At 55.6% G+C, this 17,890-nt stretch carries 18 protein-coding genes and 1 tRNA gene; 12 read left to right on the top strand and 7 right to left on the bottom strand.

Annotated features, from left to right (window positions below):
- Positions 1 to 19 precede the first annotated feature (19 nt).
- Positions 20 to 628, bottom strand: a complete 609-nt coding sequence (locus tag GRI36_RS06160) for a PadR family transcriptional regulator (protein WP_160597664.1) — start codon at positions 626 to 628, stop codon at positions 20 to 22.
- A 107-nt stretch (positions 629 to 735) separates the two neighbouring features.
- On the opposite strand from GRI36_RS06160, the gene GRI36_RS06155 reads away from it, so the two are divergent.
- The 3 genes from GRI36_RS06155 (at position 736) to GRI36_RS06145 (ending at position 3,060) form a co-directional block, all read left to right on the top strand.
- Positions 736 to 2,055, top strand: a complete 1,320-nt coding sequence (locus tag GRI36_RS06155; RefSeq protein WP_160597663.1) for a replication-associated recombination protein A — start codon at positions 736 to 738, stop codon at positions 2,053 to 2,055.
- Positions 2,055 to 2,942, top strand: a complete 888-nt coding sequence (locus GRI36_RS06150) for a hypothetical protein (RefSeq protein WP_160597662.1) — start codon at positions 2,055 to 2,057, stop codon at positions 2,940 to 2,942. Before GRI36_RS06155 ends, GRI36_RS06150 begins: the two co-directional genes overlap by 1 nt.
- 42 nt (positions 2,943 to 2,984) lie before the next feature.
- Positions 2,985 to 3,060: transfer RNA gene (locus GRI36_RS06145), tRNA-Thr, on the top strand.
- 545 nt (positions 3,061 to 3,605) lie between these two features.
- Here the strand turns inward: GRI36_RS06145 and queF are convergent.
- Positions 3,606 to 4,076, bottom strand: a complete 471-nt coding sequence (gene queF / locus GRI36_RS06140) for a preQ(1) synthase (protein ID WP_160597661.1) — start codon at positions 4,074 to 4,076, stop codon at positions 3,606 to 3,608.
- Between the two features lie 116 nt (positions 4,077 to 4,192).
- Between queF and GRI36_RS06135 the strand changes: the two genes are divergently transcribed.
- From GRI36_RS06135 to GRI36_RS06095, 9 genes are all read left to right on the top strand, one after another.
- On the top strand, positions 4,193 to 5,392 hold the full coding sequence (locus tag GRI36_RS06135; RefSeq protein WP_235902178.1) for an LPXTG cell wall anchor domain-containing protein: 1,200 nt from the start codon (positions 4,193 to 4,195) through the stop codon (positions 5,390 to 5,392).
- Positions 5,393 to 5,458: 66 nt separating this feature from the next.
- Positions 5,459 to 6,310, top strand: coding sequence for a sulfurtransferase (locus GRI36_RS06130; protein ID WP_160597659.1), 852 nt, complete (start codon positions 5,459 to 5,461; stop codon positions 6,308 to 6,310).
- A 2-nt stretch (positions 6,311 to 6,312) separates the two neighbouring features.
- A complete protein-coding gene (metC, locus tag GRI36_RS06125) occupies positions 6,313 to 7,521 on the top strand; it encodes a cystathionine beta-lyase (RefSeq protein ID WP_235902177.1) in 1,209 nt (402 codons plus the stop codon).
- Positions 7,518 to 8,624: a mechanosensitive ion channel family protein gene (locus GRI36_RS06120; protein WP_160597657.1), complete on the top strand. Its 1,107-nt coding sequence runs from the start codon at positions 7,518 to 7,520 to the stop codon at positions 8,622 to 8,624. The genes metC and GRI36_RS06120 overlap by 4 nt, the downstream gene beginning before the upstream one ends.
- 98 nt (positions 8,625 to 8,722) lie before the next feature.
- On the top strand, positions 8,723 to 9,481 hold the full coding sequence (cobA, locus tag GRI36_RS06115; RefSeq protein WP_160597656.1) for a uroporphyrinogen-III C-methyltransferase: 759 nt from the start codon (positions 8,723 to 8,725) through the stop codon (positions 9,479 to 9,481).
- The gene (locus GRI36_RS06110) at positions 9,478 to 9,774 is read left to right on the top strand and encodes a DUF2849 domain-containing protein (RefSeq protein ID WP_160597655.1); all 297 of its coding nucleotides are present in this window, start codon (positions 9,478 to 9,480) and stop codon (positions 9,772 to 9,774) included. The genes cobA and GRI36_RS06110 overlap by 4 nt, the downstream gene beginning before the upstream one ends.
- 1 nt (position 9,775) lies before the next feature.
- The gene (locus tag GRI36_RS06105) at positions 9,776 to 11,407 is read left to right on the top strand and encodes a nitrite/sulfite reductase (protein ID WP_160597654.1); all 1,632 of its coding nucleotides are present in this window, start codon (positions 9,776 to 9,778) and stop codon (positions 11,405 to 11,407) included.
- Complete coding sequence (locus tag GRI36_RS06100) at positions 11,400 to 11,858, top strand: DUF934 domain-containing protein (RefSeq protein WP_160597653.1); 459 nt, start codon at positions 11,400 to 11,402, stop codon at positions 11,856 to 11,858. Before GRI36_RS06105 ends, GRI36_RS06100 begins: the two co-directional genes overlap by 8 nt.
- The gene (locus tag GRI36_RS06095) at positions 11,858 to 12,643 is read left to right on the top strand and encodes a phosphoadenylyl-sulfate reductase (RefSeq protein ID WP_160597652.1); all 786 of its coding nucleotides are present in this window, start codon (positions 11,858 to 11,860) and stop codon (positions 12,641 to 12,643) included. Before GRI36_RS06100 ends, GRI36_RS06095 begins: the two co-directional genes overlap by 1 nt.
- Here GRI36_RS06095 and GRI36_RS06090 read toward each other — a convergent pair.
- The 5 genes from GRI36_RS06090 to GRI36_RS06070 form a co-directional block, all read right to left on the bottom strand.
- Entirely contained in the window at positions 12,640 to 13,548 is a 909-nt protein-coding gene (locus GRI36_RS06090; RefSeq protein ID WP_160597651.1) for an NAD-dependent epimerase/dehydratase family protein, read from the bottom strand. The genes GRI36_RS06095 and GRI36_RS06090 overlap by 4 nt on opposite strands.
- Positions 13,545 to 14,678, bottom strand: a complete 1,134-nt coding sequence (gene proB / locus GRI36_RS06085; protein WP_160597650.1) for a glutamate 5-kinase — start codon at positions 14,676 to 14,678, stop codon at positions 13,545 to 13,547. Before proB ends, GRI36_RS06090 begins: the two co-directional genes overlap by 4 nt.
- Positions 14,679 to 14,735: 57 nt before the next feature.
- Entirely contained in the window at positions 14,736 to 15,791 is a 1,056-nt protein-coding gene (obgE, locus tag GRI36_RS06080) for a GTPase ObgE (protein ID WP_160597649.1), read from the bottom strand.
- 67 nt (positions 15,792 to 15,858) lie between these two features.
- On the bottom strand, positions 15,859 to 16,857 hold the full coding sequence (locus GRI36_RS06075) for a hypothetical protein (RefSeq protein ID WP_160597648.1): 999 nt from the start codon (positions 16,855 to 16,857) through the stop codon (positions 15,859 to 15,861).
- A gap of 152 nt (positions 16,858 to 17,009) precedes the next feature.
- A complete protein-coding gene (locus GRI36_RS06070; protein WP_160597647.1) occupies positions 17,010 to 17,789 on the bottom strand; it encodes a Bax inhibitor-1/YccA family protein in 780 nt (259 codons plus the stop codon).
- Positions 17,790 to 17,890 lie beyond the last annotated feature (101 nt).

Raw genomic sequence — 17,890 nt, 5'->3', positions numbered from 1 at the left:
CTTGCATCAAACGCAAGCGTTAAAGCCGCTCGATCCGCTTGGCTGCATCATCGATAATATCGACGATTTCCTCCAGGTCTTTCTCATTGAACCCGCCGCCGCGATATTTGTGCTTCAGGACTCCGGCAAGGTTGCCCATCGCACGGAACATTTCGGGCGCTCGAGTTCGTTCCTCGCGGCCGGACATTGCCGACAGTCGCTCCATGATCGCGCCAATCTCGTCTGAACGCTCTTCAAGCTCTTTAAGCCCATTTTCGGTGGCTTTGAACGCTTTTCGCGATTCATCACCTTTGTTGGCTTTGCTGTCTGCAATCGATCCTTCATCAGCCAGCAGCGACAGCGTCGGATAGACCGCCCCTGGGCTCGGTTCATAAGTTCCGCCGGTTAGCTCGCCTACCGCTTTGATTAGCTCGTAGCCGTGACGCGGTTCATCGGCGATCAGCCGGAGCAAAACCAGGCGCAATTCACCGCTGCCGAACACGCGGCGCCGGTTCTTGCGGCCGTGGCGGCGCATGTCGTCACCGCCCCAATCACCCCAATGACGCCCGCCATCCCAGCCGCGACTTGCAGCCATTATTGCCTCGAATGGAAAGCCTTTGCGGCCTCCTCGTTTTCCATAAATTCTCATATTGCGCTCCTCACGATATAATTAAGATAGCTCTAAGATATATCTTATTCGTGATTTGACAAGAGGCTAATGCAATCCATCGGCAAAGCGTCTATCTGATCCGACGAATGACCGACCTGTTTCCAGATGACCTTCCGCCAGAGACACCGCGCGATAATCCGACCAGCGATTCACCGCTGGCTGACAAATTGCGCCCCGGCACTCTCGGCGAAGTCGTTGGGCAAGACCACCTGACGGGGCCCGAAGGCGCAATCGGGCGGATGGTCGCTGCGGGTAAATTGTCCTCGATGATATTATGGGGGCCGCCCGGCACGGGCAAAACGACCACTGCGCGTTTGCTCGCAGATGCTGTGGGGATGCGTTTTGAGGCGATTAGCGCGGTATTTTCGGGTGTTGCCGACCTCAAAAAGGCCTTTGCGGCTGCTGAAGCCGCCAGCAAAGCGGGACAGCGAACACTATTATTCGTTGACGAAATTCACCGTTTCAATCGCGCACAGCAAGACGGCTTCTTGCCATTCGTCGAGCGTGGAACTGTGACTCTGGTCGGCGCGACGACAGAGAATCCCAGCTTTGCTCTCAACGCAGCCTTGCTCAGCCGGGCCCAAGTGTTGATCCTCCAGCGGCTCGATCAAACTGCGCTTTCAACCTTGCTGGATCGCGCCGAACAATTGGAAGGTCGCCTCCCGCTAACAGCCGAAGCTCGCGACGCGCTGGTCGCCTCGGCTGATGGTGATGGGCGCTTCTTGCTAAACCAAGCCGAGACGCTTTACGCTGCCAAGATTGCCTCGCAGCTAGGCCCGCAGGCACTTGGCAAGTTTCTGCAACGCCGCGTTGCGGTCTATGACAAAGACCGCGACGGCCATTACAATTTGATTTCCGCGCTACATAAAAGCCTGCGCGGTTCCGACCCTCAGGCCGCACTTTATTATATGGCGCGAATGCTGACGGCTGGTGAAGAACCGCTCTATGTCCTGCGTCGCCTCGTGCGATTTGCCAGCGAGGACATCGGTTTGGCCGACCCTCAGGCGCTAACGCAATGCCTCGCTGCCAAGCAGGCGTATGAATTTCTCGGCAGTCCAGAAGGAGAGGTCGCGATTGTACAGGCCTGTCTGTACCTGGCCACAGCCCCCAAATCGAACGCCGCCTATATCGCCCAAAAGGCCTCTTTCAAAAGTGCACGAGAAACGGGCAGCCTTTCGCCGCCTCAGAATATCCTGAACGCCCCGACCAAGCTGATGAAGGATATCGGTTACGGAAAAGACTATGCTTATGACCACAATTCGGAAGGCGGGTTTTCCGGCGACAATTACTGGCCTGATGGCATGGTACCGCAGGAGTATTATGCACCAGTAGAGCGCGGATTCGAACGCAAAGTACGCGAACGCATGGATTGGTGGGACAAGAAACGCAAAGAACTTCGCGGCTAATGTATCCGGGCCGCTTCCGAAATTTTCTAGCGGTGGATTGGTCGGGCGCAATTGGCGCACGTCAACCGGGCATCGCGCTTGCGATGTGCAAAGCGGGCAACTATTCTCCTACCTTGATCCATCGCGATAAAAATTGGTCGCGCGCTGACGTATTGGACTTTCTGACCTATGATCTTCCCGCCGATACTCTGGTAGGACTGGATTTGGGCATCTCGCTTCCATTTGAAGATTTCGGGTCGTTCTTTCCAGATTGGCCCAGCAGTCCATCAGATGCGCGTAGCCTATGGCAGCTGATCGACACCATCTGCGAGAACGACCCCAATCTCGAAGCTACCAGCCTGGTCGATCACCCTCAGCTTTCCCGCTATTTCCGCCGCCATGGCGGGCGTGAAGGCGACCGATTCCATGCAGCGAGCGCCCAACACAAAAGGGGCCGCTTCCGCGTAACAGAACGTGCGCAAGAAGCTCAAGGATGTAAACCTTACAGCAATTTCAACCTCGTAGGCGCAGCGCAGGTGGGGAAATCCAGCCTCACCGGAATGCGGGTTTTACACAAATTAGGCGGCAAACTTCCGGTCTGGCCGATTGATCCAGTCCCCGATTCCGGGTCGGTCATCACCGAAATATACACTGGCCTCGCGGCAATCGAGGCAGGTAGAAATGCTGGCCGGAGCAAGATACGGAATTACGCTGACTTGGCCAGCGCATTAAAGGTCTTGGGATCAAAATTTCCAAGCGAATCGGGCGAGTTGGACGACCACAGTGCCGATGCAATTTTGACTGCTGCTTGGCTTCGAAAGGTCGCAAAAAACCCGCGTCGATGGGCACCAAAATCGCTCACAGCAAAAATAGCTGCAACTGAGGGGTGGACCTTTGGTACATTTTGAAGCAAAGGGCGCGCCGCAGCCAATTTGGTTGCAAGATAATGGGCCGGCTTAGCTCAGTTGGTAGAGCAGTTGATTTGTAATCATCAGGCCTGGGGTTCGAATCCTCAAGCCGGCACCATTTTTCACGAATCGCCGACGCTTGCGCTCAAGGCCGTGATCACGGGCCGGAGGGGGCGTCAGAAAATCTGACCGTGTGCAATGCTAGCCCGCGCTGCCTGCCAAGCCCGAACGATGCGTCAATCGGGCTTGTCCTAGCCTGCATATTGCCTAGCCCATGGCCACCTCTGCGAATCAAATTCGAGCGGGCCATCATCATAAATTGGCGATACGTTCACGCGTGTGTAGAATGTAGCCACAATCAATTCACGGACCAGACCAAGGCCGACGCCTGAAATAGCATCCCTTGGAAAGACAATTCGGATGCCGCGGCAGCCGGTCTCTCAACAATCGCTATAAGACGGAGCGATAGCTTCGTAATAAGCCTTGCTTACGGTTTGCCACGACGGATTTGCGACCCGCGCGATTTCGATTCGCGAAATGTCTTGATGATCAACATCACCGTAGTCTGCGCCGAAAGGGGGCATGACCAGCACCCAAAGCACGGCCTTACATATTCAGGGTGATGGTAAGAGCCCATAATTACGGCATGAAGGAATTGCGGACCTACCCTCGCCCGCGATAGCCCTGCACACCCTGATCTGGGACCCATAGCCCCTCCGGCGGCGCGCCAGTTTGCCAGAAAACGTCAATCGGAATACCGCCCCGCGGATACCAATATCCGCCTATCCGCAACCAGCGCGGCTTCATCTCATCTGACAGCCGTTGGCCGATACCGACCGTAACATCTTCATGAAAGCCATTATGATTGCGAAAACTACCCAGAAACAATTTGAGGCTTTTCGATTCGACGATCGTTTCGCCAGGCGCGTAATCAATCACCAAGTGCGCAAAATCAGGCTGCCCTGTCACCGGGCAAAGTGACGTAAATTCCGGCGCGGCAAAACGCGTCAGATATAGCGCCCCCGCACGAGGATTGGGGACATAGTCGAGAACTGCCTCCTCCGGTGAAGCAGGTAACGGGGTTTGCTGGCCCAGAAATTGGGGTGCGGCATTGGCGGAATGTGTGTCACTCATGCCGCGCTGATGCCGTGATCGCGCCCTTAGCACAAGTCACCTGTAGCCATTGCAGGATTCAGACCCTATTCAGCGCCGCCCTGCTGGACTTCTTGAGACAGATGAAAACCTTCCGATTGACCCTTTCCTTGATCGCGATTGCACTCGCTGCCCCTCTGGCTGCGTCCCCCGGTGCTGTGCGCGATTTTCAACTCCAACCTTCACCGACACCAACCCCAACGCCGCAAGTTCAGGGTCCTGTGGATTTGGAGGGGACTCCCGTCGCGCCGAGAGTCATTAATAGGCCTACCCCTACTCCGGCTCCGACAGCAGCGCCAACAGCTGAGCTATCGGGTGGTCAAACGCCAGCGCCAAACCAAACTGCACCTGTTAGGGACGGCAGCCGGGCTCCAGCTCCACCTCGGGAAGCGCCGACCGCGCGCGCCACAGGACAGGCCACCCAATCCTCTTCAACGGCGCAACAATCAGTATCGCCTGCTGCGCCGGCGCAAACAGGCGGGGAGCAGGACACCGATGGACAGACCGGCCCGAGCGAACAGCGCCCTTCAGCCGCGCTACCAAACACGGCTGGCCAATCGGCAGCCAATCCGGCTGTAACTTCGCAAGATAATGAAAGCGGCTGGCTCGGCTGGCTCATTATTGTCGGCGGGCTTGCGTTGCTTGGCTTCGGCGGGTTGCTATTCTGGAGGAGACGACAAGTTGCAGCTGAAACTGTTCCGCAAATCGAACCGCCTCTGGTTCGCAACACAGCCCCAGCCTTAGGCGGAAAAAACAGTGAAATAGCGCCTGCTGAGAAACTAAAAGATCCCACGCCTCCACCCGTAGAATTCTCGGCTGCCAAATCCAAATTCCAGGCCAAGGTGGCCGCCTTGAGCCTCAGCCGTAGCGTGATGAACGCAACACTAGTTTACCACTTGGAACTTCAAAATCTTGGTTCCGGAAAAATTGAAGATATTTCAGTTTATGCGGATCTAGTGTCGGCGCATGGCAAGGCACCGGTCAGCGAGCAATTGGCGGATGACAACTCCCAATTGGCGTTCGCATCATTTGTGGCAGAAGTCAGAGCCCGGGACGCACAAGAGGTCAAGGGTGAGTTCCGCCTACCGCTCAGTCAGATCAAGACCATCGCACAAGGCAGCGCAAAATTATTTGTTCCCCTTCTGCGGCTGCGGATCGAAGCTGAAAGCATTGATACAATAGTCCAGACATTTGTTGTTGGTGTCAGACCTGATGGCGGCAAAGGTAAATTACTCCCGTTTCGGCTTGATGAGATGGCCCAGACCTATCGCAATATCGGGCTGCGTCAGATCGGCTGATTTCTAGACCTTGCTGCAGCCATGCGAGCTATCGACGGAAGTCCATTCCGGCGCTACTCCGGTAGAATGGAAATTTTGGTAACCACCGACTGGCTCGCCAGCCATCTTGGCGATGTAATTATACTGGACACATCAGCACATTTGCCTGGCGCAGGCCGAGATGCCCGGGCCGAATTCCTGAGCCACCACATTCCCGATGCACGTTTTCTTGACCTGCCCAGCCTGAAAGACGAGAACTCTCCAGTTCCCGCTACTCTGCCAAACGCGGAACAATTTTCACAGCGCATGTCAGAATTAGGCGTCTCGGCGCCAGGCAGCATCATTTTGTATGATAACAGCATTCTTCGAAGCTCGGCCCGCGCTTTCTTTATCTTCCGCATGTTCGGGTTTGACAATGTCGCTGTCCTTGATGGCGGCCTTGCAAAATGGATGGCTGAAGGGCGCAGAGTAGAGCAAGGCCCTGCCCAATTGCCTGCCTCGCCCGCGACTTCGCACTTTGTCGTCCGAGCGGAAAATCGGTCCTTTGTACGCAATAAGCAACAGATGATCGCCAATTGCGAGACAAGGTCCGAACAAATCATCGATGCGCGCGATGCAGGCCGGTTTTCAGGCGAAGTGGATGACACCGTCCACGGTTTGGCCGGCGGCCATATTCCTGGAGCGCGCAACCTGCATTTCCTCCGATTGCTCGGTGAAGATGGTACTTTCAAGCCGCCCTCAGAGCTGCGCGCGGTCTTTGACGAAGTCGGGATCGACCTGGACCAGCCCGTCACTGCCAGTTGCGGAAGCGGAATGACCGCGTCGGTGGTTCTGTTCGCAATGCAATTGCTCGGCAAACAAGGCGCATTGTACGATGGCAGCTGGAGCGAATGGGGCGCCGATCCGGCAACTCCCAAGGAAATAGGAGCCGCCAACTGATTATGGCGAAACACAATGAAAATCTGCGCCGTGATACCAAGGTCGTAATCGCAGGACGCAAACCAGAATGGACAGGTCCGGTGGTGAACCCGCCAGTTTGGCGCGCCAGCACGCACCTCTATCCGGATATGGAGGCGTTCACCAGCGATGCGAAGCGCAATGAGGACGGGCAGTTCTTCTATGGCCGGCGCGGTGCACCCACCCAATGGGCACTATCAGATGCGCTTACAAAATTGGAGTCCGGTGCATTTGGAACCACCCTTTACCCCAGCGGCGTCGCGGCATTGTCTGGCGCGCTGATGTCAGTGCTCAAGCCCGGCGATGTCCTGCTGGTAACCGACAACGCTTATGAACCAACGCGAATGATGGGGCTCGGCATTCTCAAACAATTCGGTGTCGTAACGCGATTCTTCGATCCGCTTGATCTTGATAGCTTCGCACAGCAATTCTGTCCGCGCACCAAAGCGGTCATGCTCGAAAGTCCCGGCAGCCTGACAATGGAAATCTGCGATGTCCCCGCGATGACCGCTATTGCCCGCGAGCATGGCGCGGTAAGCTTGATTGACAACACTTGGGGCAGCTCTCTCGGGCTGCCCGCGCTCCAGCATGGCTGCGATATATCTATCATGTCGCTTACAAAGCACGTCGGTGGGCATTCCGATCTGATGATGGGCAGCGCGTCAGCCGGGAAGAAATACTACACGAAATTGCGCAGGACGGCGCAAGCGCTCGGTCATGTGGTGTCTCCTGACGATGCGGCGCTTGCGCTTCGCGGCCTCAGAACCATGCCTGTGCGGCTAGATAAATCTAGCAAAACCGCGCTAGATATCGCCAAATGGCTCGCCCAGCACCCCGAAGTCTCGCACGTCCTTTGCCCAATGCTTCCCGGCGCACCCGGCCACGAATTGTGGAAACGCGATTTCGCTGGAGGATGCGGCTTATTCAGCTTTGTGTTGAAGTCCGCCGATGAGACAGCTCGGGCGCGGTTTATCGATGCGCTAGATCTGTTCGGTATCGGATACAGTTGGGGCGGGTTTGAAAGCCTCGCCATTCCGTTTGACCCGGCACCTATTCGCACAAATTCCGCATGGCCACCCAAGGAGTGGGGAACAGGCGCGCACCTTGCAATTCGCCTCTCCATCGGCTTGGAAGACCCGCAAGACCTTATCGAAAATCTAGAACAGGGCTTCGCGGCCATGGAGCAAGCATGACAACTGCAGCCACAATCCCTGAAACCGAGGCACAAGATACTGCGCTGCAAGCCGGTGACACGGTAACGCTGGTTCCTACGGACGGAGAGGGTTCGGCTGCTGTGCAGGCGCCTGCCGCACCAGAAGTCGCCCCGACAGAAGCGGTTGGCGCGGCTGACGAAGCCAAAGAAGCGATTACCGAAAAAAGCGAAACTGTCGGCAGCATGATCGATACGCTTGACGCCATGGCATTCAGCGTGGGCGACATGCGGATCTCTTTGTGGGACGGGCTTGTCGTTATTGGCGTGATATTCCTCGTGATTGCTCTCGCTTGGGTAACTACCCGTCTATCTTCGGCATTGCTGAAACGAGTCACAAAGCTCGATGACACCCAACATCTGCTTGCGGAAAAGCTTACTACGATCGCAATTTGGGCAGCGGCTTTTTTCCTTGGCATCGACTTGCTGGGTATTGATTTGACCGCGCTCGCCGTATTCTCTGGCGCATTTGGTCTGGCGATTGGTTTCGGTTTGCAAAAGACCTTCGGTAATTTGATTGCCGGTATTATTCTGCTGATGGACAAGTCGATCAAACCGGGTGACGTGATTGCTGTGGCAGATCAGGCGGGTGTTTCGACGTTCGGACAGATCCGGAAAATTGGCATTCGGGCGGTTTCGATCACCACGCGCGATCAAAAAGAATATTTGATTCCGAACGAAAATCTGATGATCAATCAGGTGGAAAACTGGTCCTATTCATCGCGCAATGTCCGCATGCAAATACCTGTCGGAGTGTCCTACAATTGCGACATTCACGAGGCTGAGAAATTGATGCTCGAGGCCGCAAAAAGCTGCAAACGCGTGCTCAAATCGCCGCCTCCGACGGCTTGGCTAAACCAATATGGCGACAGCTCGGTCGATTTCGTCATCCAATGCTGGATTCGCGATCCAGAGGCCGGGATTGGCAACATTAAGAGCGAAGTCCTGAAGAAGCTGTGGGATCTGTTCAAAGAGAATGACATCGAAATACCTTTCCCGCAGCGCGATTTGAACCTGCGCGGCAATGCTCAATTCGACCAGCTTATCGCCGCTGTGGCCCAACGAGTAGACAAGGATAAAAGCTGAGCTTCTTGATAGGTTACATCGGCTTTCAACAAGTTTGCTTGTTTGGCTGACACGCATTCTCACTGGCAGCGCAGCGGCCCTTAGCCCAATTGGGCCGCATGGAAAATTTTGGTACAGTCTATCTCGTTGGCGCGGGTCCTGGTGATCCCGAACTGCTGACCCTGCGCGCGGCGCGGTTGATCCGGAACGCATATCTGATCGTACATGATGGCTTGGTCGACCCTGCCATTCTGGCCTTGGCGCGGCCCGATGCCCGGCTGGTATCGGTCGCAAAGCAGCGGTCAAAACACACACTACCGCAAGACCAAATCAACGCGTTGCTGGTGCGCGAGGCAAAGGCTGGCCGAGATGTAGTGCGTCTGAAAGGCGGGGACCCCTTCACCTTTGGCCGTGGCGGCGAAGAGATGGAAGATTGCCATGCCGCTGGCGTTCGGGTCGAAATTGTCCCAGGCATCAGCGCTGCCAATGGTGCCGCCGCAGCCGCACAAATCGCGTTAACTCACCGCGACAGCGCAAGTATCGTCAGTTTCGTCGCGGGCCAGTGCAAAGGCCTCAAGGATCAAGACTGGGCAGGCCTCGCCGGGCAAAACCGAACCTTGGTGATTTATATGGGCGTCAAAACCGCGCCTCAAATCGCTGAAAAATTAATGGCAGATGGCCTTGCGCCCGACATGCCAATTGCGATCATCGAAAATGCAGCCCGGCCAGAAATGCGCGTGTTGCGCGGACCGCTCGCGGCCCTCCCGGATTTGATCAGGAATGAACGCGTGATAAGCCCTGCTCTAATCATCATCGGTGAAGTCACCGCACGCGATAACCAAGCAATTGCGCAAGTGGCTTTGGAGATCGCGGCATGATTATCCTCACCGGTAATGATCTGAGGAGCGGCGCGGTTGTGTGGTGGGATGGCGCAAGCTGGTCGATCCATATCGAAGATGCGGTCGAGGTAGGCGATGATGCAGAAGTAATACTGGCCCGCGAGGAAAGCTCTCGCCGTGTCAACGTACCCTATTCACTAGAAGCGACATTGGCTGATGGCACCCCTCGCCCAAATCACATCAAGGACCGCATCCGGGCGCTTGGCCCCACTGTGCGGCCTGACCTGACTCTCAAACCAGCCGATCCTGACATCGGCAATTGGGTAATCTGATATGTACCTCTATGATAAATATGACCAAGATATGGTCGATGCCCGCGTTGCAGAATTTCGCGACCAGTGCCAGCGCCGCCTCGACGGCAAGTTGAGCGAGGATCAATTCAAGCCGCTCAGGCTGATGAACGGCCTTTATCTCCAGCTTCACGCCTATATGCTGCGCGTTGCGATACCGTATGGCACGCTGAATGGCAGCCAGATGCACGTGCTCGCAGATATCGCGGACAAGTATGATCGCGGTTATGGCCACTTCACCACTCGCCAAAATATCCAGTATAATTGGATTAAGCTGGAACAGGCGGGCGATCTACTCGCCGATCTGGCTGACGTTGAAATGCACGCAATCCAGACCAGCGGAAATTGCATTCGCAATATTAGCTCAGACCATTTTGCCGGCGCAGCGCACGATGAATTGGTCGATCCGCGTCCCTATGCTGAATTGCTGCGCCAATGGTCGAGTTTCCATCCGGAATTCATGTATCTGCCGCGCAAGTTCAAGATTGCGGTTATCGCCAGCAATACGGACCGTGCCGCTATGCGATTGCACGATATCGGCATCCAGATTGTCAGTAATGATGATGGGGATTTGGGCGCGAGTTTTTATGTCGGCGGCGGTATGGGGCGAACACCGATGATTGCACCCAACATCCGCGACTTTGTGCCCCTCGATCAGCTTGTGACCTATTCAGAAGCCTGCCTGCGCGTTTACAACCGATACGGCCGCCGCGACAATAAATACAAAGCGCGGATCAAAATTCTCGTCCACGAACTTGGTGCAGAAGAATACACTCGGCAGGTCGAAGAGGAATTCGCGCATTTACTGGATCAAGGCATCGAGCCTCCAATCGCCGAGCTGGAACGCATCAGAACCTTCTTCGAAGACCCCGATTTCTCCGATGGACCAAAGTCAATTGATCGCAGCGATCCCGATTTCGCACTTTGGGTGGATCGCAACACGCACCGCCACAAGAATGATGCCTATGTCAGCGCCGTGATCAGCCTGAAGCCAATTGGCGGCATCCCCGGCGATGCAACTGCCGAACAAATGCATTTGATGGCGGAACTGGCGAAGCAATATAGCTTCAACGAATTGCGCGTAATGCACACGCAGAACATCGTCCTGCCGCATGTCAGAATTGCCGATCTCCATGCTTTGTGGACCAAGTTGGATGAAGCAGGCCTTGGCACCCCCAATTTGGACCAAATCGGCGATATCATCGCATGTCCCGGTCTCGATTATTGCAGCCTCGCCAATGCGCGCTCAATCCCGTTGGCGCAGACAATTTCCGATCGTTTCGCAGCCAGCGGCAAAGGCGATATATTGGGCGAGTTAAAACTCAAAATCTCCGGCTGCATCAACGCCTGCGGGCATCACCATGCTGGCCATATCGGCATCTTGGGCGTCGATAAGAAGGGCGTCGAAAATTATCAGCTGTCGCTCGGCGGTAGCGAAGCGGAAGACACTGCTCTCGGCAAAATTACCGGGCGCGGCTTCGATGAGGCCGGAGTGGTTGATGCAGTCGAAACTGTGACCGATGTCTACCTTGCCCAAAAGGAGGATGGAGAACGGTTCCTCGACACCTATCGCCGCATCGGCATGGCGCCATTCAAGGAGGCGCTTTATGACTGACCCGATTGGCACCAGCCCTGACGGCGTGCAGTTCCGGTTTCGTGATGATGAAGCGGTCGATCATGCCAGCGTGACCGTCGATTCTTTCCTAGATCAATCCAATGCGACAGCCGTGCGGATCGAACCGGGCGATGATGCACGCGACTTGCTGCCGCATCTTGACCGGATTGCTTTGGTTGAAGTCAATTTCCCAGTCTACGGCGACGGCCGCGGTTACTCCGCCGCGCGTATCCTGCGCGAGGCTGGCTATGGCGGAGAAATCCGCGCTGTCGGCGACGTTCTGGTTGATCAAGTCGGTAACATGCGCCGCTGCGGCTTCGATGCATTTCAGCCCGATGCTCTGATGAACGAAACCGACTTCAATGCCGCACTGGATCGCTGGCCTGACGTCTATCAGGCAGCAGCCGACGACCGGACACCAATTTGGAAACTGCGGCATCCGGACACCTGATGAATATACAGCGCGCCATTGACCGTATCGACACAACACCACGTTTTACAGACGAGGACGCCGTTCGGTTGAACCGCGTGTTTCGCGGCCAGGACACCCGCGAGATGCTGGCGAATCTGATTGACGACAATGTGGTTGGTGATCTTGCAACTGTATCGAGCTTTGGCGCAGAAAGCGCGGTTCTGCTGCATTTGATTGCCGAAGTTGCACCGGACCTACCAGTGCTATTTCTCCAAACGGGAAAGCATTTCCCCGAGACAATCGCTTATCGCGACGAGCTGGCAACAAAGCTCGGCTTAACCAATTTGCGCAATCTGACGCCTGATGCCGAAGCTCTCGCCGCTAAAGATGAAACGGGCCTACGCTGGTCCTATGATCCCGATGGCTGCTGCGAAATCCGCAAAGTCATCCCGCTTGCCAATGCGCTGGTAGATTATGATGCAACTTTGACCGGACGCAAAGCGTTTCAGTCGGCCACACGGGCCAATTTACCTCGCTTTGAAGTGGATACTTCCGATGCGCATGGGAGGCTGAAGATTAATCCCCTGATCGATTGGACAGCGCAGGATATTCAGGCCCATTTTGAAAAACATGACTTGCCGCGCCATCCGCTGGTCGAGCAAGGATATCCTTCAATCGGTTGCGCGCCCTGCACCAACAAGGTCGCGCCCGGCGAAGACCCGCGTTCAGGACGCTGGAAAGGCTGGGACAAAACCGAGTGCGGCATTCACACACCGCTCGGAGAAGATGGCGAATTGCCGCCAGGTTTCGATCCGGCGTTCTAAAGCCAGCCCTTTTGGCGATACCAATCCACGGTCGACTTAAGACCTTCCGGCGTCGCTATTGCGGGCATCCAAACCTCTGGCGGGATCGCTCTGTCAGACCGCGAAACCCAATTAGGGTGGCACATATAACCTACCCGGTCCGCAGTCAGTTTGGCTTTGTCACGCCTGATCAAACGATCAATCTTGGCGGCGCCAAGCAGCACCGATTTTGGCAAATGCGGAGCAAGCACCCGTCGCCCAAACGCATCGCCAATTGCTGCTGCCATTTCCTTATGCGACCAGCCGCCTTCTCGCCCATCATCGGGTTCAAAAACCTTGCGCCGGATTTTTGGTGATGGCGACACGAGCGCAATCAGCAAACTTGCAAGATCATCGACATGGATCATCGATGATGCCCCGCCCGGCGGCAAAGGAACAACACCTAAACGCGCCGCTTTGAACATATCGAGGTAATCGACGTCTCGCGGCCCATAAACGCCTGGTGGACGGACAATCGTCCATTCCAACCCGCTTGCTTCGACGAGCTTTTCCGCCGCCAGCTTTGACGCGCCATAGGCCGACAAATCTGGTTTGCGCGCCGAAAGCGAGGAAACAAAGATGAAACGCTTAATATCGGCTGCCTTCGTCGCGTCAATCAAGGCGGCGGTGCCGGTAACATTGGCAATTTCGAATTGGGCCGGATCAGGGGTGTTAGTCAATCCGGCGATATGGATGACCACATCAACGCCTTTTGTCAGGCTGCCCAGCGCGTCGCGATCTGACAGGCTGCCTGCAATCCATTCCACCTCGTTTCGGTCGGTCGGAACCGTTCGCGCCAGCGCCCTGACGGGAATGCCCTTTTCCGCCATCACATCAAGAACGGCTTGCCCGACAAAGCCGGTGCCGCCGGTAATTGCCACAGTCATAACATCACCATGTGGTCGCGGTGAACAACAGCTGATCGCGGTGCGTGGCCCAAGATCTCTGCCTGTTCTGACTGGCGTTTCCCGGACAGCCGCACGCAAGTTTCTGCGTCATATTCGGCCAGCCCTTGTGCAATTGCGCATCCATCGCTGTCAGCGATGGTCACCAATTGGCTCCGCTCAAATGTACCGTCTACTCTCACGATGCCCGCTGCAAGCAGGCTGGCACCCTTCGCCAATGCCGCGATACAGCCTTCATCCACCACCAATGTGCCAAGCGGGGCAATCCGACCACCCAGCCAAGCACGCTTAGCGCCATCTTGGCGAGTTGGCACAAAGATAGTCCCGAGATTCCGTTCGACGGCACGCGAAATTGGGCATTGATTTTGACCGTTAATAATCGCGAGAGAGATGCCCGCGCGTTCAGCAATTTCAGCTGCTTGAATCTTCGAAACCATTCCCCCCGAACCCATTCCGGAACCAGAAATAGCGCCGGCCATGGCGCGAATAGTATCTGTCACCCCGCGCACAATCGGTACGAATTGAGCCCCGGGCTCGGCCGGATCGCGGTCCATCAATCCGTCGACGTCTGACAGCAAGATCACCGCATTTGCACCAGCCGCCTGGCCGACACGTGCCGCTAGTCGGTCATTGTCCCCAAAACGGATTTCTTCGGTGGCCACGCTGTCATTCTCGTTCACTACTGGCACAACACCGGCTTCGAGCAAGCGTGATAAGGTCGAAGATGCGTTGAGATAACGCCGGCGTTCTTCAAGATCACCCAAAGTGACCAGCATTTGGGCCGCAGAAAGCCCCCGTTGCTCAAGGAGGCTGGACCACAAACCGGAAAGTGCAATCTGGCCGACCGAAGCCGCAGCTTGCGCATCGGCGAGGCTGGCGCGTCCGCCTTTGGGCAATCCCAGCCGCGCCGCACCCAGCGCAATCGCCCCAGAGCTGACGACCACGATCCTTTGGCCCAGCGCACACATCTTAGCGATTTCATCGACCAATCCGGCCAACCATTCTTGCCGCGGCTGGCCTTTCGCATCGACCAGTAGCGACGAACCGACTTTCAGCACCAACGTGCTGCAAGTCTCTGCCGATGTCAGATCGCGAAGCGATTCGATTGTCATAGCGCCATCATCTAGCGACAATGCGTTCTTTTTTGAAGCAAGCACGTTGCCAAGAAATCAGATTGGCGACCAAGGTTCCGCTTCGTCAATTGATTCTTCTTCTGCCGCTTGTGTCTCGGTTGAGGTCCGGTCTGGCAGATAAGTAAGCACATCATCCAGCATCTCGCTGATGCCTTGGCCTGTTGCCCCAGAAACGGCGAAGACTTTCTCCGCGCCAGCCTCGAGCAATTCCTTGGCAAAGCCTTCTGCCAACTCGGCATCGGCAAGGTCAATCTTGTTGAGCGCAATCAGCTGCGGCTTGTCTTCAAGTCCCGAACCATAGGCTGCAAGCTCGTCACGCACGATTTTCATCGCCTTGGCCGGGTCATCTCCGGAAATATCGACCAGATGGATCAGCACCCGGCAGCGTTCGATATGGCCAAGAAACCGGTCACCAATACCAGCGCCTTCAGCAGCACCTTCAATCAAGCCGGGAATATCCGCGAGCACGAACTCGCGGCCTTTGTGATGAACCACGCCGAGTTTGGGAACCAAGGTCGTGAACGCATACGCGCCTACCTTGGCCTTGGCGTTGGAAACCGCATTAATAAAGGTCGATTTTCCAGCGTTAGGCAGGCCCAACATACCGACATCGGCGAGCAGCTTCAGACGCAACCAAACCCACAATTCCTGGCTCGCTTCGCCCGGTTGATGCTGCCGTGGGGCGCGATTGGTCGAGCTTTTATAGCTAGCATTGCCGCGCCCCCCCATTCCGCCTTCAAGGAAAGTGATCCGCTGTCCTACTTCCGTAAAGTCGGCGAGCACCTCTTCCTTGTCTTCAGACATAACTTGGGTGCCAACTGGTACCTTAATGACCAGATCCTCCGCGCCGCGTCCTGTCCGGTCGCGGCCCATACCGTGGTTGCCACGCTTGGCTTTGAAATGTTGCGAATACCGGAAATCGATCAAAGTATTCAGGCCAGCCACGGCTTCGAACACAATGTCGCCACCCTTGCCGCCATTGCCGCCATCGGGGCCGCCATATTCGACATACATTTCGCGCCGAAAACTGACGGCACCGGGGCCACCGGCACCCGATTGGAGGTATATTTTGGCTTGGTCGAGAAAATGCATCCGCAGCCCTTACTGACAATCGCTTGCCAAGGCTAGCGGTCTCGCATGCTTCCCTTCGATGCCGGAGTTATTCCTCGTCTTCGGATTCCGTTTGTTCGACCACCGGATCGCTTACGAATACGATCGGGGCGCTTTGCGTAAAACTTGGTGTTGGTGCGGCTTCGGCTCGATCACCTTCGGCTGTACTGCCCTCTACGGCGGCGTCGTCAGGTTGACCATCGACTGCATCCGAAGGAGCGACCTCAATCGCGATTATGCCCGCCGGGGCTGGAGCAGCATAGGCGCCCTGCCCAACGACTGGAGGCCCGTCCACTGGCACCCCCGTCACTGGCACCCCCGTCACTGGCGCTGCTTCAGTTCCATAGCCTGCTGTGGGTGCAAATGTGCTGGTGTAGATCGGAGGAGGTGGCGCATATTCTGCGTCCCATGCTGCAACGTCGATTCGATATTGCTCCAACGCGTTGTAGAATTGATTGAACACGCCTTCCATCTTCTGCAGATTTTGCACTGCGAAGGTTTCAAGCGCGCCGGGCTCCATTAGTAATGAGGCATTGGAGATTTCCAACGCCATATTGCAAAACTGGGTCTGCGCATTTGGAAGAGCGTAATAATTATACACCCTGGTCATATAATTATCGAGCTCGTCGCGATATGTCCGACCGTAAGTTGTTCGATACTCGGCTTCGATTTGGCTGTTCACCTTACTGAGTTCGCGCTTATTGTTATCGAGCAGCGCGCTATAAGCAGGGATCAGCGCCTCATATTGCGGCCCTTGGCAATTCAGCGCGGCGACATTCAACGCAGAGCGAAGGTTCCACACGGTCTGCGGGGTCGAAAGACCGTAATTGACCGTCTGCCGAATTCCGTAGGCATCGCGGGGCGGAACATACATCGAAGGAACCGCGCCACCCGGCGGCACTGGCCGAGGCGGAATGATTTTTACCACAGGTGGAGGAGGCGGTGGAGGCGGAGGAGGAGGTGGCGGCGGCGTCACACAACCGGCCAGCAGAGCCAGCCCCATAGAGGCAGCGACCAAACGTATTTTCGCAGCATTCGCCTGCAACATTGCGTATTTCCTCCGAAGCCCAAAAAGGCACCGTGGATCACGTTGCCTTACTCTGGTCTGAAGATGGACCCTAAAGCTTCAATTCACGAAAGAAAATGCCCGGAATGCGCTATACATCCCGGGCACTATTAAATGAGTCTTTTATGTAACTATCAATCTTGGCTGCCCAAGAACGATAGCAAGAACTGGAACATGTTGATGAAATCCAGATACAGTGTCAGCGCGCCCATGATCACAATCTTACCCATTGGATAGGCTGCTGCAATTGCAGGGTTTGTCATACCTGCCTGCTTGATCGACAGGTATTCCTTCTTCAAACGCTGCGTATCATAGGCGGTCAGACCTGCGAAAATCAGTACACCAATGAAGCTGATCGCATACATCAGGCCAGGTGATTGCAGCCACATATTGAGGACCATCGCAACGATCAGGCCGACAACGCCCATAATCAGGAAGCTGCCCATGCCGGACATATTCTTTTTAGTGGTGTAACCAAACAGGCTGAGACCCGCGAAGGCCGCAGAGGTCGCAAAGAAAGTGACCGCGATTGAACTTGCTGTGTAAACCAAGAAAATGGTCGACATTGAAAGCCCCATCAGGATCGCAAATCCCCAGAACATTCCTTGAAGGGTCACAGTGCTGAATTTATTACGGCCAAAGCTCATCGCCATTACAACAGCAAGAGGTGACAGGATAAGCACCCATTTCAAGATGCCGCCATTGATCATAATATCAGCGGCCATGCCCGATTCGGCAAACAACAAGGCAACAACACCGGTCAGCAAGATGCCCGATGTCATATAATTGTAAATCGAGAGCATATGCTTGCGCAGGCCCTCGTCAAATGTGACTGCGCTTCCGGTGTCAGCATTGATGCCGGGCGCTACGTTGAAATTGGTGCGCGCTCCGCGACCATTGTTCCAATCAGCCATTGTGATCTAAACTCCATTTTCCCGCCGCCCCGATAGGCGCCGGCTCTGAGGGCAATATCGGGACTAATTGACAGTTTTTCAAGCAAAACCGAAAAAACTAT

Source organism: Pontixanthobacter gangjinensis (assembly GCF_009827545.1).
Lineage (GTDB): Bacteria > Pseudomonadota > Alphaproteobacteria > Sphingomonadales > Sphingomonadaceae > Pontixanthobacter > Pontixanthobacter gangjinensis.
The sequence above is the reverse complement of the archived record's forward strand: the minus strand, read 5'-3'. Positions and strand labels throughout refer to the sequence as shown.

Bases quoted from the DNA above. Each gene is read 5' to 3' on its own strand.
- GRI36_RS06160 (WP_160597664.1), bottom strand. From the start codon at position 628: ATGAGAATTTATGGAAAACGAGGAGGCCGCAAAGGCTTTCCATTCGAG.
- GRI36_RS06155 (WP_160597663.1), top strand. From the start codon at position 736: ATGACCGACCTGTTTCCAGATGACCTTCCGCCAGAGACACCGCGCGAT.
- GRI36_RS06150 (WP_160597662.1), top strand. From the start codon at position 2,055: ATGTATCCGGGCCGCTTCCGAAATTTTCTAGCGGTGGATTGGTCGGGC.
- queF (WP_160597661.1), bottom strand. From the start codon at position 4,076: ATGAGTGACACACATTCCGCCAATGCCGCACCCCAATTTCTGGGCCAG.
- GRI36_RS06130 (WP_160597659.1), top strand. From the start codon at position 5,459: ATGGAAATTTTGGTAACCACCGACTGGCTCGCCAGCCATCTTGGCGAT.
- metC (WP_235902177.1), top strand. From the start codon at position 6,313: ATGGCGAAACACAATGAAAATCTGCGCCGTGATACCAAGGTCGTAATC.
- GRI36_RS06120 (WP_160597657.1), top strand. From the start codon at position 7,518: ATGACAACTGCAGCCACAATCCCTGAAACCGAGGCACAAGATACTGCG.
- cobA (WP_160597656.1), top strand. From the start codon at position 8,723: ATGGAAAATTTTGGTACAGTCTATCTCGTTGGCGCGGGTCCTGGTGAT.
- GRI36_RS06110 (WP_160597655.1), top strand. From the start codon at position 9,478: ATGATTATCCTCACCGGTAATGATCTGAGGAGCGGCGCGGTTGTGTGG.
- GRI36_RS06105 (WP_160597654.1), top strand. From the start codon at position 9,776: ATGTACCTCTATGATAAATATGACCAAGATATGGTCGATGCCCGCGTT.
- GRI36_RS06100 (WP_160597653.1), top strand. From the start codon at position 11,400: ATGACTGACCCGATTGGCACCAGCCCTGACGGCGTGCAGTTCCGGTTT.
- GRI36_RS06095 (WP_160597652.1), top strand. From the start codon at position 11,858: ATGAATATACAGCGCGCCATTGACCGTATCGACACAACACCACGTTTT.
- GRI36_RS06090 (WP_160597651.1), bottom strand. From the start codon at position 13,548: ATGACTGTGGCAATTACCGGCGGCACCGGCTTTGTCGGGCAAGCCGTT.
- proB (WP_160597650.1), bottom strand. From the start codon at position 14,678: ATGACAATCGAATCGCTTCGCGATCTGACATCGGCAGAGACTTGCAGC.
- obgE (WP_160597649.1), bottom strand. From the start codon at position 15,791: ATGCATTTTCTCGACCAAGCCAAAATATACCTCCAATCGGGTGCCGGT.
- GRI36_RS06075 (WP_160597648.1), bottom strand. From the start codon at position 16,857: ATGTTGCAGGCGAATGCTGCGAAAATACGTTTGGTCGCTGCCTCTATG.
- GRI36_RS06070 (WP_160597647.1), bottom strand. From the start codon at position 17,789: ATGGCTGATTGGAACAATGGTCGCGGAGCGCGCACCAATTTCAACGTA.